At 73.0% G+C, this 15,369-nt stretch carries 14 protein-coding genes; 5 read left to right on the top strand and 9 right to left on the bottom strand.

The annotated features are described in order from the left end of the window. Positions 1 to 459, bottom strand: a complete 459-nt coding sequence (locus tag ACGFMP_RS16245) for a MarR family winged helix-turn-helix transcriptional regulator (protein ID WP_393672994.1) — start codon at positions 457 to 459, stop codon at positions 1 to 3. 106 nt (positions 460 to 565) lie between these two features. Between ACGFMP_RS16245 and ACGFMP_RS16240 the strand changes: the two genes are divergently transcribed. After that, positions 566 to 1,504, top strand: a complete 939-nt coding sequence (locus ACGFMP_RS16240) for an alpha/beta hydrolase (RefSeq protein WP_393672993.1) — start codon at positions 566 to 568, stop codon at positions 1,502 to 1,504. Here the strand turns inward: ACGFMP_RS16240 and ACGFMP_RS16235 are convergent. Then, complete coding sequence (locus tag ACGFMP_RS16235; RefSeq protein WP_393672992.1) at positions 1,501 to 2,289, bottom strand: putative protein N(5)-glutamine methyltransferase; 789 nt, start codon at positions 2,287 to 2,289, stop codon at positions 1,501 to 1,503. The two genes, ACGFMP_RS16240 and ACGFMP_RS16235, sit on opposite strands and share 4 nt — an antisense overlap. A gap of 421 nt (positions 2,290 to 2,710) precedes the next feature. On the opposite strand from ACGFMP_RS16235, the gene ACGFMP_RS16230 reads away from it, so the two are divergent. Genes ACGFMP_RS16230 through ACGFMP_RS16220 form a run of 3 tightly spaced genes read left to right on the top strand, consistent with a single transcriptional unit; the run spans position 2,711 to position 5,798 of the window. After that, positions 2,711 to 4,033, top strand: a complete 1,323-nt coding sequence (locus tag ACGFMP_RS16230) for an ABC transporter substrate-binding protein (protein ID WP_393672991.1) — start codon at positions 2,711 to 2,713, stop codon at positions 4,031 to 4,033. Beyond that, positions 4,030 to 4,905, top strand: a complete 876-nt coding sequence (locus ACGFMP_RS16225; RefSeq protein WP_393672989.1) for a carbohydrate ABC transporter permease — start codon at positions 4,030 to 4,032, stop codon at positions 4,903 to 4,905. The genes ACGFMP_RS16230 and ACGFMP_RS16225 overlap by 4 nt, the downstream gene beginning before the upstream one ends. Continuing rightward, complete coding sequence (locus tag ACGFMP_RS16220) at positions 4,902 to 5,798, top strand: carbohydrate ABC transporter permease (protein ID WP_393672987.1); 897 nt, start codon at positions 4,902 to 4,904, stop codon at positions 5,796 to 5,798. Before ACGFMP_RS16225 ends, ACGFMP_RS16220 begins: the two co-directional genes overlap by 4 nt. A 32-nt stretch (positions 5,799 to 5,830) precedes the next feature. On the opposite strand, the gene ACGFMP_RS16215 is transcribed toward ACGFMP_RS16220, so the two are convergent. The 6 genes from ACGFMP_RS16215 to ACGFMP_RS16190 form a co-directional block, all read right to left on the bottom strand. Continuing rightward, complete coding sequence (locus ACGFMP_RS16215) at positions 5,831 to 8,332, bottom strand: glycoside hydrolase family 2 protein (RefSeq protein ID WP_393672986.1); 2,502 nt, start codon at positions 8,330 to 8,332, stop codon at positions 5,831 to 5,833. Positions 8,333 to 8,603: 271 nt separating this feature from the next. Then, complete coding sequence (locus tag ACGFMP_RS16210) at positions 8,604 to 9,131, bottom strand: hypothetical protein (RefSeq protein WP_393672985.1); 528 nt, start codon at positions 9,129 to 9,131, stop codon at positions 8,604 to 8,606. Then, positions 9,128 to 10,456, bottom strand: coding sequence for a DUF58 domain-containing protein (locus tag ACGFMP_RS16205; RefSeq protein ID WP_393672984.1), 1,329 nt, complete (start codon positions 10,454 to 10,456; stop codon positions 9,128 to 9,130). The genes ACGFMP_RS16210 and ACGFMP_RS16205 overlap by 4 nt, the downstream gene beginning before the upstream one ends. Next, entirely contained in the window at positions 10,453 to 11,460 is a 1,008-nt protein-coding gene (locus ACGFMP_RS16200; RefSeq protein ID WP_393672983.1) for an AAA family ATPase, read from the bottom strand. The genes ACGFMP_RS16205 and ACGFMP_RS16200 overlap by 4 nt, the downstream gene beginning before the upstream one ends. Beyond that, entirely contained in the window at positions 11,457 to 12,068 is a 612-nt protein-coding gene (locus tag ACGFMP_RS16195) for a hypothetical protein (protein ID WP_393672982.1), read from the bottom strand. The genes ACGFMP_RS16200 and ACGFMP_RS16195 overlap by 4 nt, the downstream gene beginning before the upstream one ends. Further along, positions 12,065 to 13,123, bottom strand: coding sequence for a DUF4129 domain-containing protein (locus tag ACGFMP_RS16190; RefSeq protein WP_393672981.1), 1,059 nt, complete (start codon positions 13,121 to 13,123; stop codon positions 12,065 to 12,067). The genes ACGFMP_RS16195 and ACGFMP_RS16190 overlap by 4 nt, the downstream gene beginning before the upstream one ends. Positions 13,124 to 13,522: 399 nt before the next feature. On the opposite strand from ACGFMP_RS16190, the gene ACGFMP_RS16185 reads away from it, so the two are divergent. Continuing rightward, entirely contained in the window at positions 13,523 to 14,620 is a 1,098-nt protein-coding gene (locus ACGFMP_RS16185; protein WP_393672980.1) for a chemotaxis protein, read from the top strand. A gap of 99 nt (positions 14,621 to 14,719) precedes the next feature. Here ACGFMP_RS16185 and ACGFMP_RS16180 read toward each other — a convergent pair whose 3' ends face one another. Then, positions 14,720 to 15,343 carry a DUF6629 family protein gene (locus ACGFMP_RS16180; protein ID WP_393672979.1) on the bottom strand — a complete coding sequence of 208 codons (624 nt, stop codon included), beginning with the start codon at positions 15,341 to 15,343 and terminating at the stop codon, positions 14,720 to 14,722. Positions 15,344 to 15,369 lie beyond the last annotated feature (26 nt).

Raw genomic sequence — 15,369 nt, 5'->3', positions numbered from 1 at the left:
TCAGCCCGGCAGGCCGCCGGGAGCGGGCTGCGGCCCGCGCTCCAGCGCCGTGCGCAGGGTCGCCAGCGTCGCCGCCACCCGGTCGAATTCCGCGGCCGGGACGGCGGCGGTCAAGGTGGCGAGTTCCCGCTCCACCTCGGGACGGGAGAGCGCCAGGAGCCTGGCGCCCTCCGGGGTGAGGCCCAGCACCGAGGAACGCCTGTCCTGCGGGTGCGCGCTGCGCACGCACCAGCCGGCCGCCTCCAGCCGGTCGACGGCCTTGCTGGCGGCTCCCACGGTGATCGCCACCTCGCGGACGATGTCGAGCACCCGGCATCCCGGCACCCGGTCGATGATCTCCATGAATTCGAACTGCCCCAGGCTCAGCCCGAGTTCAGAGTGCAGCCGGGCGTTCACGGCGTTGTAGAGCCGGGTCTCGACGCGGACGAGGTCCGTGAAGACCCGGGTGACGTGGCTCACACAGAACTCCTTTTGATTCCTGGGAATCATCTTCCCAGGAACCCGGTTGGCACGAACAGATGGATTCCAAGGAATCCATCGCCCCATCATGCCACTGGAGGCACCCATGACCCGGCAGCAGCGTGACACCCTGGACGCCCTGCTCCGCAGCGCCCCGAGCGATCCGCACCCCGCCCCCGAGGCGGAACGCCTCGCATTCGCCGCGGCCCTCACCCGGCCCGCACCCGACGACGTCGCCACCCGCAGGACCGTCGTGGGCGGCCTCCCCGCCCTCGAGCTGGAGCCCGCAGGGGCCGCAGGCCGCGGCCGGCTCCTCTACCTGCACGGCGGGGGCTACGTCATCGGCTCCCCCGACACGCACGCGGGCCTGGTCGGCGAGCTGGCCCGGCGCACCGGGGTACGGGCCACGTCGCCCGACTACCGCCTGGCGCCGGAGCACCCGTTCCCCGCGCCGGTGGACGACGGGCTCGCCGTCTACCGCGCTCTGCTCGATGACGGCACCGACCCGCGCGAGCTGGTCCTGGCCGGCGACTCCGCGGGCGGCGGCCTCGCGATCGCCGTCCTGCTCGCCGCGAGGGACGCCGGCCTGCCGCAGCCGGCCGCCGTCGCCGTCCTGTCCCCGTGGACGGATCTGACCCTCGGCGGCGAGAGCATCCGCACCAAGGAGCAGGCGGACCCGATCTTCACCGGCGACCACCTGCGGGCGTACGCCGACCACTACCTCGGCGACCGGGACCGCTCGCAGCCGCTGGCAAGCCCGGTGTTCGCGGACCTGACCGGGCTGCCCCCGCTGCTCATCCAGGTCGGCTCGAACGAGGTACTGCTCGACGACGCCGTCCGGCTGGCAGGACGCGCGGGCGCCGACGACGTCGACGTCACCCTCGAGATCCGGCCGCACGTCCCGCACGTCTTCCAGCACCACTACGGGCGGCTCGACGAGGCCGACGCCGCCCTGGACGGGCTGGCCCGCTTCCTCGGCGGGAAACTGGCCGCGGCGCGGCCCGCGCCGGCGAGCCGGGCGCAGGCCGCGAGCGGGCCGCGCTAACCGGGCTGCCGGGTGCCGATGACGACCGTGGCGCCGAGGTCGTCGTCGGTCGCGACACGGGGCCGCAGGCCGCCGCCGGACAGGACGGCGGCCGCGGCTCGCGCCTGCCGTTCACCGGACTCCACCAGGAGGGAACCGCCCGGGGCGAGCCAGCCGGCGGCGGCCGCCGCGACCCTGCGCATCACATCGAGGCCGTCGTGTCCCCCGTCGAGGGCGATCAGCGCCTCGTGGTCCCTGGCCTCGGGCGGCAGCAGGCCGACGGCGCCGCTGGGGACATAGGGCACGTTGGCGGCCAGCACATCGACAGTCCCGCGCAGTTCGGGCGGCAGCGCCGCGAAGAGGTCGCCCTGGTGGACCCGCCCGCCGGCCGGGGCCAGATTCCGGGTGGCGCAGGCGACGGCCGCCGGATCGAGGTCGGCTGCGTGCAGCCGGGCGCCCCCGAGGCCCGCGGCAAGCGCGGCGCCGACCGCGCCGGAGCCGCAGCACAGGTCCAGCACGACGACCTCGCGTTCCGCGGCGGCCGGCCGGGCGAGCGCGACGGCCTCGCGGACCAGGAGCTCGGTACGCCTGCGGGGCACGAAGACCCCGGGGTCCACGGCGATCCGCAGGCCGCAGAACTCGGCCCAGCCGACGACGTGTTCGAGCGGCAGCCCACCGGCCCGCCGGGCGACCATCGCGGCCAGCTCTTCGGGCGTGGTGGCGGTGCCGAGGATGATCCGCGCCTCGTCCTCGGCGAAGACGCACCCCGCGGCTCTGAGGCGGGTGACGACAGCGGATTCGGACATCGATCCGGGCATCGACCCGGTCATGGCTTCTGGCAGTGGTGTGGCGGAGTCCGACATGTGAACCTCTCGGGGAGCCGGTTGCCGCTCCCCTGACCCGATCACGGGACAGCCCTCAGGAAGCCGCGGGCCTCGCGAGGCCGTGCGGTGGGAGCGGCCGGTACGAACTGGCGGTGATCGGTCCCACCTCCTCGGCTTGTCGCGGTGTGCTGCCGGTCGGCGCCCAACCTACCCCACCGCGCCGCCCCGGCTCGCACTGAACCAGTATGTAACGGTTAAGCATCAGCGCTGAATCAGTCCCTTTACCGGCCAACAACCCAATGCAATAGTGCGGTCGTTCCGTTACTGAATCGCTTAAGTAACCGCGCTGCGCGTCGTCCCCTCCTGGACTCGCTCGGACGTCATGGAAACGGAGATGGTGCACATGAAGCGCACAGCACTCGCCGGCTCGCTGCTCGCCACCATGGCGCTGCTGGCGACGGCCTGCGGCGGCGGCTCGTCGTCGTCCGGCGGCGACTCGGCCGCCTCACCGACCGACCCGAGCAAGGTCACCGGCGACGTCAAGGTCCTCACCCAGCGCACCGACCTGGTGCAGGACGGCTCGATGAAGAAGTACGCGGCCGAGTTCAACAAGATCTACCCGAAGGTGCACGTCACCTTCGAGGGCATCACGGACTACGAGGGCGAAGTCAAGATCCGGATGAACACGTCGAACTACGGCGACGTGCTCATGATCCCCGCGGCCATCAAGACCGACGACTACCCGAAGTTCTTCGCCTCGCTGGGCAGCGCGGACGAGCTGGCCAAGAAGTACACCTTCACCGAGAAGTCCACCGTCGGCGGCAAGGTCTACGGCATCGCGAACTTCGCCAACGCGGACGGCTTCGTCTACAACAAGGCCGTCTGGCAGCAGGCCGGTGTCACGGACTGGCCCACCACGCCGGACGAGTTCCTCGCCGACCTGCGGGCCGTGAAGTCCAAGACGTCCGCGACGCCGTACTACACCAACTACAAGGACGGCTGGCCGCTCACCGCGTGGACGCAGGTCCAGGGGGCGGTGACCTGCGACGCCAAGGCGACCGACGAGCCGGCCACCGACCCCGACCCGTGGAAGGCCGGCAGCGATCTGAACGTCGGCGACACGCTGCTCTACACCATCGTGCACGACAAGCTCTCCGAGGAGGACCCGACCACCACCAACTGGGAGAACAGCAAGAGCCTGCTGGCCACCGGGAAGATCGGCACCATGTGGCTTGGCTCGTGGGCGATCGTGCAGATGCAGGACGCGGCCAGGAAGGCCGGCAAGGACCCGGCCGAGATCGGCTACATGCCCTTCCCCTCGCAGAAGGACGGCAAGTCCTGCACCCCGGTCGCGCCCGACTACCAGGAGGCGGTGAACATCCACTCCAAGCACAAGGCCGCCGCCCGCGCCTGGATCGACTGGTTCACCGACAAGTCCGGCTACGTGCAGACCAACCAGGCCGTCCCGACGCTCAGGGGCGGCGCGCTGCCGTCGGCGCTCAAGCCGTTCCAGGACGCGGGCGTGCAGTTCGTGCAGATGTCGCAGGCGCAGAGCGCCAAGGTCACCGGTATCGACAACCAGTCGGAGATCGGCATGACCAACAAGCCGGACTACCGCCAGCACCTGATCGACGTGGCCCGCGGTGCGGCCGGCGGTGATCTCCAGGGCATCTTCGCCGACCTCGCCAAGAAGTGGTCCTCCGCACAGAAGACCGCAAGCCTGTGACCCGCGCTCGGGTCTGGCGGACCGTGACGCCGTGGCTCTACCTGGCGGTGCCGCTCGCTCTGCTGATCACGTTCACCTACATTCCGGTCGGGAACATGATCAGGGACAGCTTCACCGACTGGGACGGGGTCAGCCCTGACCGCAATTACGTCGGGACCAGGAACTACGTGGAGCTGTTCACCAGACCCGAGCTCTTCCAGGTCTTCTTCGTCAGCATCTACTACCTCGTGGCGTCGGTGGTGCAGATCGTGCTGGCGCTGTACTTCGCGACGGTGCTGAGCTTCGACCTGCGCTTCAGGAACCTCTTCAAGGGGATCCTGTTCTTCCCCTACCTGCTCAACGGGGTCGCGATCGGCCTGGTCTTCCTGTACTTCTTCCAGCCGCACGGCACCCTCGACACGGTGCTGAGCGGCTTCGGGGTGCACGGGCACCACTTCTGGCTGGGCAGCGGGCGGATCGCCAACACCTCGCTGTCCGGGGTGTCGGTGTGGCGCTTCATGGGCCTGAACTTCGTGCTCTTCCTCGGCGCGATCCAGTCGATACCCGGCGAGCTGTACGAGGCGTCGGAACTCGACGGCGCCAACCGGTGGCAGCAGTTCCGGCACATCATCGCCCCGGGCATCAAACCCGTGCTGAGCCTGAGCGTGATCCTGGCGATCTCCGGCTCGCTTTCGGCGTTCGAGATCCCGTTCATCATGACCAACGGCGCCGCCGGCACCCAGACCTTCGTGATCCAGACGGTGAAGCTTGCCTTCGAGTTCAACAAGATGGGGCTCGCCTCCGCCGCGGCCGTCGCCCTGCTCGTGATCATCCTGCTGGTGACCTGGCTCCAGCGGGTCGTGGTGCCCGACGAGAGGAACGATCTCGTATGACCTCGCTGCTCGTGCGCGACAAGGCCCCCGCTCCGCCGGAGCACACCGCGGACCGCGCCGCGCGCACTCGCAAGGTGCTGACCAGGACGCTGGTCTACACCTCCCTGCTGCTGGCCTGCGCGGTGGTGCTGCTCCCGCTGCTCGCGGTGTTCCTGACCTCGCTGAAGACGTCCGAGGAGATCTCGCGGGGCAGCGGCGCGCTGTCGCTGCCGCACGACTGGCTGAACTACCACAACTACGTCACGGCCTTCAGAGCCGGGAAGATGCTGCGGGCGTTCTGGAACACCGCGTTCATCCTCGTCTTCTCGATCGCGGGGACGGTGCTGATCGGGTCGATGGCGGCGTTCGCCATCGACCGCTTCCACTTCCGGATGCGCCGGCTGGTGATCGCCCTGTTCCTGATCGGCTCGCTGGTGCCGAGCGTGACGACCCAGGTCGCGACCTTCAAGATCGTGAACAACTTCGGGATGTTCGACAGCCGTTGGGCGCCGATCGTGCTCTACATGGGCACCGACATCGTCTCGATCTACATCTTCCTGCAGTTCATCCGGGGCATCCCGGTGTCGCTGGACGAGGCGGCCAGGATCGACGGGGCGAACACCTTCACGATCTACTGGCGGATCATCCTGCCACTGCTGAAACCGGCCATCGCCACCGTGGTGATCATCAAGGGCATCACCGTCTACAACGACTTCTACATCCCCTTCCTCTACATGCCCTCGGAGAGCCTGGGCACCATCTCGACGTCGCTCTTCCGCTTCAAGGGGCCCTTCGGTGCCCACTGGGAGGACATCTCGGCGGGGGCGATCCTGGTGATGGTGCCCACGCTGGTGGTCTTCCTCCTCCTCCAGCGCTTCATCTACAACGGCTTCACCCGGGGGGCGACGAAGTAGCGCCCCGGCGCGGGCGGGGCGGGCGGGGCCGGTCAGCGGCCGCCGTCCGCCCCTTCCTGCCGTACGGCCGCGTTCACGCAGTAGAGCGCGGCCGCGGCGGCGTCCGGGGCCGGGCGGGCCCAGCCGCGCACGGTGATCGTCACGCTCTCACCCGGCAGCAGGGTGGTCAGGCCGCGGTCGGCGGTCGCCCCGGGGCCCAGCCGGTCGGCCTGCAGCAGCAGGTCGCGCAGCAGGGTGCGTGCGGTGACGGTGACCTCGGCGGTCCCGTCGGGGTGCACCGCGACGGCGACGTCCCAACTGGGCTCCGGATAGCCGAAGTCCTTGTCCCGGACCGGGAACCAGAACGCCCGCAGGTCGCCGACCCGCACCGTCAGCAGTTCCTTGCCGCTGCCGGCCGCCGGCAGCACGTCCGCCGGCAGGTCGATCTGCGCGACGGTCCTGGGCGCCGCGGTGAACGGCAGCCGCACCTCGGCGAGTACGGCGCCGTCCACCGCGACCCGGCACAGGACCGCCGTGCCCGACCAGTCCTGTGCGGTCTGGTTGACCAGCGCCGCGACGAGGCCGCCGGGGCGCGGTTGTACGGTGACCAGCCGGTCGGCGTAGAGCCGTTTGAGTTCGTGGTAGAGCGGCTTGGGGCGTTCGTCGCCGTCGATGGCGGCCCAGGAGGTCACCGGCCAGCAGTCGTTGAGCTGCCAGACGACGGTGCCGGCGCAGACCGGCCAGTGCGAGCGCCAGTGCTCGACGCCGGTGGCGATCGCCCTGGCCTGGTTGACCTGGGTGAGGTAGTGCCAGGTGTCGAAGTCGGCGGGGACCGGGAAGTGCCGGGCCAGGCCGCGGTCGAGCTTGCCGTTGCCGTCCGCCGCCTTCTGGTGGTGCAGCATGCCGGGCGAGTCCGGTGTCAACGGGTCGTCGGACAGCGCGCGGCGCGCGGTGGCGTACGCCGGCGGTGCCTGCCAGCCGAACTCGGCCACGAAGCGCGGGACGCTGTCGCGGTAGTCGGTGTAGTCGACGCGGTTCCACACCTCCCAGGAGTGGGCGGTGCCGTACCCGGGGTCGTTGGGGTGGTGGTCCCAGGAGCCCGACCAGGGGCTGCCGGCCCAGTAGGGGCGGGTGGGGTCGGTCTCGGCGACGATCCTGGCCAGCAGGCCCAGGTAGTAGCCCTCGCCCCAGGAGACGCCTGCCAGGCCGTCCTCCCAGTCCCAGTCGCGGAATCCCCACAGGTTCTCGTTGTTGCCGTTCCACAGGACCAGGCTCGGGTGCGGGGCGAGCCTGCTCACGTTCTCCCTCGCCTCGGCCTCCACCTCGGAGCGCAGCGGCTGCTCCTCGGGGTAGGCGGCGCAGGCGAACAGGAAGTCCTGCCAGACCAGCAGGCCCAGTTCGTCGCAGGCGTCGTAGAAGTCGTCGCTCTCGTAGATCCCGCCGCCCCACACCCGGACCAGGTCCACCCCTGCGTCGGCGGCCTGGCGCAGCCGGCGCCGGTAGCGGGCGGCGTCGACCCTGGTGGGCAGGACGTCGTCGGGTATCCAGTTGACGCCGCGGGCGAAGAGCGGGGTGCCGTTGACGACCAGGGTGAAGGCGCTGCCGTGCTCGTCGGGGGAGGTGTCCAGGGTGACGGTGCGAAAGCCGATGCGGCGCCGCCACTGGTCCAGGTCGGCCGCGGGGCCGCCGGTACCGGGGTCCACGAGGGTGATCTCGCAGTCGTAGAGCGGCTGCTCGCCGTATCCGTGCGGCCACCACAGCCGGGGTCCTGCGATCTCGGCGACGGCGGTGAACCGGTCGCTGCCCGCCGGCACCGCGGTCTCGGTGACGGTCTCCCCCACCCGCAGCCGTACGGCCAGCGGCCGGTCCGCACCGGCCGCGGTGCGCTCCAGCTCCACCCGGGCCTCGACGCGGCCGGTGTCACCGGTGACGGTGACGAGCGGGGTGACCCTGGCCAGCCGGGCGGTCGACCAGTGCTCGAGCCGCACCTGCTTCCAGATCCCGGCGGTGACCAGGGTCGGCCCCCAGTCCCAGCCGAACGAGCAGGCCATCTTGCGGATGTACTGGAAGGGCTCCGGATAGGAGTTGGGGCGGCCGCCGACCAGGGCCCTGACCCTTTCGGCCTCGGTGTAGGCCGAGGTGAAGGCAACCGTCAGCGGTGTGCCGTCGGCGCCCGACCGGTCGGCGGTGACGTCGAAGCGGTGGGCCCTGTGCATGTTGCGGGTCGCGCCGAGCAGCCTTCCGCCGAGGGTGATCTCGGCGACGGTGTCGAGCCCGTCGAAGACGAGGTCGCTGCGCTCGTGGGCGGTGGAGTGTCGGGGCAGCCGGGTCTGGTACGTCCAGTCGGCGCGGCCGACCCAGGCGGCGTCGGTCTCGTTCCGGTCCAGGAACGGGTCGGCGAGCAGGCCGGCGGCCAGCAGGTCGGTGTGCACGCAGCCGGGGACGACGGCCGGCACGACGTCGCCGACGGCCGCCGCCGGGTCCGCGCCCTCGCCCGTGCTCTTGCCCGGCAGGCGGAGGGTCCAGCCGTCGACCACCGGCGTGACGTCCTTCATCGCAACTCCTTGCCCTTGCCTACGGCGTCGGCTGGTTCCCGACCCTGGGCGGGGCGGGACCATTAAACGGTAAAGCATGGCAAGTGCAGATGGGAAGCGGGTCGTTCGGAAGGAACTGCCGTATTTGCTTAACCGATACAGGTGAGTTGCCCCGTACCCCGCCCGCCCCACGCGAACCCCTCGCCAGCATCGCAGGCGTCGCGCGCCCCGCCGGTACGGCCCGGCGCGGGGACGCGGCGGGACGCGGCGTCCGCATCCCGGCAGCCGTGGGTCAGCGCGCCCGGCGCAGCGCGAGGGCCACGCAGGTGGCGGTGGCGGCCAGGGCCAGGGCCGCGGGAAGGCGGGACCAGGAGGTGTCCGCGACAGGCGCGGCGGCCGCGGCGAAGACCACCGCGGACGCCGCCGTGGCGGCGAGCGCAGGGGTGGCCCGGTCGGTGCCCGCGGGAGCGGTGGCACCCATCGTCCAGCCGTCGGTGACCAGCAGGTAGGCGACCAGCAGGCCGGTCACGCAGGCCGCCGCCCAGACCGCGGGCGCGGTCAGCGCGGCCAGGACCACCGCGCCCGCGCTCAGCAGCGTGTTGCGCCGGTGCGCGGCCACCGCGTGCCACCGCATCGAGGTGAGCACCGGCCGGGCGTCGACCATGGGCGCGGCCCACCACGCGGCGCCGGCGGCGGCCAGGACGAGCACCCAGCCGATGAGCGGACCGCCGAGGATGCGCGGCGGGTTGCAGGCGGCGACGGCCAGCGAGACCCCGAAGATCCTGGCGGTCAGCCGGTGGGCGTCGGATGCGCGGCTCATCGGCGTCCTCCGTGGATCCGGGTGCGCAGCAGCGGCGCGAGGGCGAGGTCGAGGGTCTCCCCCGGCTGGTGGGTGACGACGGCGACACCGCGTTCCGTCAGCGCGAAGCGCATCGCGTCGCGGTCGGCCCGCCACAGCCGCAGCGCCAGCTCCGCGGTGCGGTCGCCGGCCTCGACCTTCGGGTCGCCGGTCGCGATCTCCACCACGACCAGCGGGTTGGCCCGCGACCTGACCTGGTCGAGCACGTCGAGGATGCGCTGGTCGGTGAGCGGTGTGAAGACGTAGACGAGCGCGCTCTCCGGCAGGGCGGGCGGCGGCAGCCGGCGCAGGCCCGTGCTGCGGTAGCCGAGGTCCTTGCGGACGTCGAGGACGCTCTCCACGATCCGGTAGAAGTAGCTCTGGCCGCTGCCGGGCTGGAGCCAGCGGGTGGTGCCGCCGACCGAGACCACGCCGATGCGGTCATGCGTGCGCAGGTAGGCGCGCACGAGTCCGGCGGCGGCGCGGAAGGTCTCGTCGAGCGAGGACGCGCCGGTGGCCGGGTCGCGCACATCGGCGAGCACGTCGAGCAGGACGACGGTGTCCGAGGCCCTTTCCGCGGCGAACTGCTGGAGTTGGAGCTCGCCGCGGCGGGTGGTCGCAGGCCAGTGGATCCGCCGCTGCCGGTCACCGCGTACGTACGGGTGGACACCGGTGACCTCGACGCCCTCGCCGCGCTGGGCGGAGGCGTGCTCGCCGAGCCGCTGCGGGAGCCGTACCGGGATCGGGGTGACCCCGGTCCTGGTGGGGACCGGGAAGACCGCGACCTCGCCGAGGTCGACTCTCACCGTGCGCCGGGCGGCGCCGCCGCTGTCGTAGACGTCGAGGTCGACCGTGCCGACCGTCCAGCGGCCCCAGCGCTCCGCGGTGAAGGTCAGCCGCGCGCGTCCGGCGGCCACCTCGATGTCGTCGAGCCGCACGCCGGGGCCGAGGGTGATGCCCGGGTCCAGGCGGCCGGCCACCCCGTCGTGGGTCAGGGTGATGGTCGCGGTGATCCGCTCGCCCTCGAAGCAGCGGCGCGGCTCGACGTCGACCGCGGTGGTGAGCTGCTGCGGCCTGCTCCCGGTCGGCAGGGCCAGCGCGAGCAGAGCCAGCGGGGCCGCGGCCGCGGCCAGCAGCCAGGCGTGGCCGGTGATCAGGGCGGCGGCCACCGCGACCGCGGCGACCGTGCCGTGGCGAAGGGTGCGCTCGCCGGCCCGCCAGCCGGGCGGCGGCGCCGTCGGCGGCTCGGCGGGTGCGGCCGTCACACCGCCCAGTGCCCGGTCGAGGGCGGCGGGTCGCTCCGTCATGACGCGACAGGGCTGCGGGGCAGGGTCTGCGGTGCGGCGACGGACTGGACGATCTCGGCGACCACGTCGTCGGCGTCGATCTGCCGGACCCACAGTTCGGGTTTGAGGGTGACCCGGTGGGCGAGCGCCGCGACGGCGACGTCCTTGACGTCCTCGGGGGTGGCGTAGTCGCGCAGGTCGAGTACGGCCCGGGCGCGGGCGAGCTGGACCAGGGCGAGGCCGCCGCGCGGCGAGGCGCCGACCTGGATGTGCTGGTGGCTGCGGGTGGCGCCGACCAGCGCGACGACATAGTCGAGCAGGTCGTCCTCGACCTCGACCCTTTCCACCGCGGCGCGCATCGCCAGGACCTCCTTGGGGCCGCTGAGGGTGCGCAGCACGGCCTCGGGGGCGGCGCGGGCGATCCGCGCGCGCAGCATCCCGGTCTCCTCGGACGCCGCGAGGTAGCCCATCCGCACCCGGAGCAGGAAGCGGTCGAGCTGCGCCTCGGGCAGCGAGTAGGTGCCCTCGTACTCGATCGGGTTCGCGGTGGCGATGACCACGAACGGGTCGGGCAGCGGCCGGGTGCTGCCGTCGATGGACACCTGGGACTCGGCCATCGCCTCCAGCAGCGACGCCTGGGTCTTGGGCGGGGTGCGGTTGATCTCGTCGGCGAGCAGCAGGTGGGTGAAGACCGGGCCGGGCCTGAAGACCATGTCGGCGGTGCGCTGGTCGTAGAAGGGCGCGCCGGTGACGTCGGAGGGCAGCAGGTCGGGCGTGAACTGGATACGCCGGAAGTCCAGGCCGAGCGCGGTGGCGAAGGAGCGGGCGAGCAGGGTCTTCCCCAGGCCCGGCAGGTCCTCGATCAGGACGTGCCCGCCGGCCAGGATGCCCAGCATGACCATCTCCAGCGGCCGGGGCTTGCCGACGACGGCGGTGCGGATCTCGGCCAGGACTTCCGCGGCCCTTTCACCGGCCTGCCGCGGCGTCAGGGCGTTGTCGTCGGATATGCGGTCTTGGCTGGTCACTGCGCGTCCTCACTGTGCCTGGTGGTGGTACGGGTGGTGGCCGGTCGCGGGGTCCCGCCGTCGCCGCCGCCGCGGGCCTCGGCCAGGGGTGCTCCCAGGGCCTCCAGCCGGTCGAGCAGTGCGCGCAGCACCCGCTCGGGATCGTCCGGCGGCTGCGCGGGCCGGTGCGCCGGGTCGATCCACGGCCACAGCTCCGCGCCGATCATCGCCTCGGCCCGCTCGGGGCTGCGGTGGAGGTCGACGCCGTGCCGTTCGGCGAGCCGGGCGGCGAACAGCCGCTGCAGCTGCGGGCGCAGCGTCGCGATGAAGTGCACGTCGCTGCGGTCGCCGATCGACTTGTCGACTATGCGCTGCCATTCGCCGAGCGCGGGCGCGCGGCTGCCGAGGAGCCGCACCGAGCGGCGGAAGCCGCTGTCCTGGGCGCCCGCCCCGGTGGTGTAGCGCGCGATGCCGAGACCCGCGACGGTGCACACCGCAAGGCCGGTGGCGGCCCCCGGCAGGCCCTCGGCGAGGCCGGGCAGCACGATCACGGCGGCACCGACCGCGTACAGCACGAGCAGCGAGTGGCGTACGGAGCCGGGTGTGCCGGGCTCAGGGGGTTCGTTCACCTGGGGGCTCCCGCGTGCGGTTGGGGTCCCGGTGCTCCGCCGCCTGGCTGCGCGGCGTCCGCCTCCGCCCGCTCGGCGAGCTGTGCGGCGATGGCGTCGAGCGCTTCGGCGGCCCGGTCGCGGTGGGTGCGGTCCATGGGGTGGGTGGAGTAGCGGGCCTCACGGAACAGCGCGGTCAGGCCGGTGCCGTGCGAGCCGGTCAGCAGGCCGCTGCCCGCGGCGCGTTCCAGCAGGTCCTGCGGGCTGTCGGAGGCCCGGCGGGCGACGCCGGAGCGGGCCAGCGAGGCCTCCATGGCGGCGTAGCAGGCGATGACGGCGGCACGGGCGTCGTTGCCGTCGAGCAGGGCGCGGCGCCCGGAGTCGACCGCGTCGGCGAGCACCTCCTGCTCGGCCGGGTGGTAGGCGTCCTCGGCCGGTCGTACCGCGGTGCGGTGCAGTTGCCGCCACAGCCGGTATCCGGCGAGAAGCAGCACGACCACCAGGACGGCGATGCCGATCACCACCAGGATGTGCGGCAGGCTGATCGACAGGGCGTGGCCGGACCGGTCCCGCTTGGGCTTCGGGATGAAGGTGTGGGCGGGCGGCGGCGGGATGTCGCTCCTCGGCGTGGGGGCGGGTTCCGCGCGCCCCTGGGACGGGAAGCGGTGCATGGAGAGCAGCAGCACCGGTATCAGCACCGCGGCGGCGATCAGGGTGACCCGGACCGCGTCGGCGAGCCGCTGCTCGAAGGGCGGCAGGTTCTGGTCGTAGCCGAGGCGGGCGCGGTAGCGGCTGCTGAGCAGCAGTCCCACGGCGAGGCATGCCAAGGAGATCAGGATGACGGTGGCGGTGTTGTCCAGCGGGCCGCCGCTCTTGGCGAGCAGCGACCGGTCGGGGCGCAGCAGCACCGCGCCGAGCGCGGTGCCCGCGACGGCCACGACGGCGAGCGCGGTACCCGCGGCCCTCGCACTGCCCTGTCCCCCCGCGGCCTGCCGCGCTGCGGTCCCCGGTGCCCGCGGCCCGTTCCGCCCCCGCTCCCCTGCCCGCGCCCTGGCCGTGGCCTCGTGCTCGCCCACCGCCGCCTCCCCTCGTCGCGGTCGGCAGCTTCGCACATGGGTCACGTGCTGTCGGCAGCGGCCCCTGGCAGCGGACATTCCGCTTCCTCGACGGCTCGCGCCGGTCACGGTGCGTGAGCGGGCCTGGGCGCCGCGCGGGCGGACCGGCCGTACCGGCAGACCGGCCGAGCGGGCCACCACCGACCCCCCAGTTCCGCCCGCCGGGCGGCATCCCCTCGCGCCGCGCCCCACCGGGGCGGATCGCGGCGCCCCGTGGGCCGAACGGGTGAGGACGCCGGGCGGGCCGCGGCGACGCCGCACAAGCTGCGGGCGACGGCACATTGATATATCCATGAAGAGACAAAGGGACGCCGCGGGGGACGTCACCGGCACACGATGCCGCCGCCGAAAGGGCAAGCCATGCATGCGCCGATCAGCCCCGCCATCCTCGCCGACCTGCGCCGTCCGCGGCCCTACCCGGCCGTCTCGGTCCTGCTGCCGACCCATCGCCGCGAACCGGCCAACGCCCAGGACGCGGTGCGGCTGCGCAACCTGCTGGAAGAGGCCAAGGACGCGGTGCACAACGACCCCGAGGTGTCGCGGGCCGACCGGATAGACGTGATCGGCCAGCTCGACCAGGCGCTCGGCGAGGTCGACCTGGTGCACGCGGAGGACGGTCTCGCGATCTTCGCCGCGCCCGGCGAGCACCAGGTGTGGACGCTGGCGCGGACCGTGCCCGCGCGCGTGCTGCTCGCGCAGACGTTCCTGACCCGCAATCTCGTGGCCGCCCATGTCGCCAACCACCCGTTCTGGGTGCTGGCGCTGTCCGCGGACGTGGCGACGCTGTGGAGCGGGTCCAAGTGGCGGGCGCCGGAGCAGGTCACGGGCACCTTCCCGGTCCGGCGGGTGCCTGAGGACTTCGATCCGGAACGCGAGGAGCGCATCGGGGACACCCCGAGCACCTTCAACGACGAGCGGACCCGGCAGTTCCTGCGCGAGGTGACCGAGAGCGCCGGGGTGGCCGTGGCCGCCGACCCGCGGCCGATGTACCTCGTCGGCGAGGCGGAGGCGCTGGCCGCGCTCGACGAGGCGGGCAAGCTGGTGAAGGAGGCCGCCGGGCAGGTCGTCCAGGGCGGGCTCGCCGAGGGCCCGGCAGAGGCGCTGCGCCAAGCGCTCGCCGACGCCGCGGGGCGGCGTGCCGAGGAGGAGGTCGCAGGCGTGCTGTCGGAGCTGGACCAGGCCCGCAGCCGCAAGGCCTTCGCGGGCGGGGTGGACGAGGTGTGGCAGTCGGTCGCGGAGGCGCGGGTGGCGCTGGTCGCGATCGAGGACGGCTACCGCGCGACGGTGCGCGACGACGGCGACCATCTGGTCCCCGCCGCCTCGGGCGACCGTGGCGCGCGCGACGACATCGTCGACGAGATCGCCGAGCAGGCGCTGGACACGGGGGCGCGGGTCCGCTTCGTCCCCGACGGCGAGCTGGCCGACGTCGGCCACGTCGCGGCGGTCCTGCGCTACTGACCGCCGTGGGGCCGGCCCCGTGGCCAGGAGCGTCCACCGGCTCGCGGAGCCGTGCACGGCACTCCCCCGGACATCCGGCAGACCTCCCGGCCCCAGCCGTCAGGGTCCGCCGGACGCCGGGTGCACCCCGGGGCGGGCGAGGAGGACCAGGCTCGCGGCCGCGGCCACCGCACACCAGGTGGAGACGAATTCGAGGCGCCACAGCACGGCGCACACCACCGCTCCCGCAGCCGTGAGGGCGCCGAGCAGGCGCAGGACGGGCTCTGGCGCGAGCAGCAGTGACCCCAGGGTGGCGAAAAGGTAGGTGGCGATCAGCCACGAGGGGTGCGGCACGTGCACCGCGTAGCCGACGGTGTGGCCGCGGATGTCCGCCGACGGCGCGCGATCCGCCAGCGACGCCGCCAGGACGGCCGCCGTCAGCACCCCGGCCGCGGCCGGGGCGGCGAGCCTGCCGCGGCTGCCCGCGGGGGCGGCGGCCAGGACGGCGAGCGGCACCCACAGCGCGACCAGCGGCAGCGCGATCACCGCCCAGGCCGTGGTGGCGGCGCCGGTGCCGCCACCGCCGTGCCACACCACGGCCTCGATCAGCTGGTGCGTCCCGAGCAGCAGCGGCAGCGCGGCCAGCGGCAGGTCGCGGGCCCGCCGGGTCCGGGCCACGCAGGCCGCGCCGAGCGCGCAGATGACGGACCCTGCCGCGAGATCGGCCGTGGCGGACCAGCACATGCCGTCACCTCGCGTCGGGCCGGCCG

The sequence above is a fragment of the Streptomyces sp. NPDC049040 genome (assembly GCF_043197715.1).
Lineage (GTDB): Bacteria > Actinomycetota > Actinomycetes > Streptomycetales > Streptomycetaceae > Actinacidiphila.
This window is presented reverse-complemented; position numbering and strand designations above follow the sequence as displayed.

Coding starts and splice junctions, on each gene's coding strand:
- ACGFMP_RS16240 (WP_393672993.1), top strand. CDS start 566: ATGACCCGGCAGCAGCGTGACACCCTGGACGCCCTGCTCCGCAGCGCC.
- ACGFMP_RS16235 (WP_393672992.1), bottom strand. CDS start 2,289: ATGTCCGAATCCGCTGTCGTCACCCGCCTCAGAGCCGCGGGGTGCGTC.
- ACGFMP_RS16230 (WP_393672991.1), top strand. CDS start 2,711: ATGAAGCGCACAGCACTCGCCGGCTCGCTGCTCGCCACCATGGCGCTG.
- ACGFMP_RS16220 (WP_393672987.1), top strand. CDS start 4,902: ATGACCTCGCTGCTCGTGCGCGACAAGGCCCCCGCTCCGCCGGAGCAC.
- ACGFMP_RS16215 (WP_393672986.1), bottom strand. CDS start 8,332: ATGAAGGACGTCACGCCGGTGGTCGACGGCTGGACCCTCCGCCTGCCG.
- ACGFMP_RS16210 (WP_393672985.1), bottom strand. CDS start 9,131: ATGAGCCGCGCATCCGACGCCCACCGGCTGACCGCCAGGATCTTCGGG.
- ACGFMP_RS16205 (WP_393672984.1), bottom strand. CDS start 10,456: ATGACGGAGCGACCCGCCGCCCTCGACCGGGCACTGGGCGGTGTGACG.
- ACGFMP_RS16185 (WP_393672980.1), top strand. CDS start 13,523: ATGCATGCGCCGATCAGCCCCGCCATCCTCGCCGACCTGCGCCGTCCG.
- ACGFMP_RS16180 (WP_393672979.1), bottom strand. CDS start 15,343: ATGTGCTGGTCCGCCACGGCCGATCTCGCGGCAGGGTCCGTCATCTGC.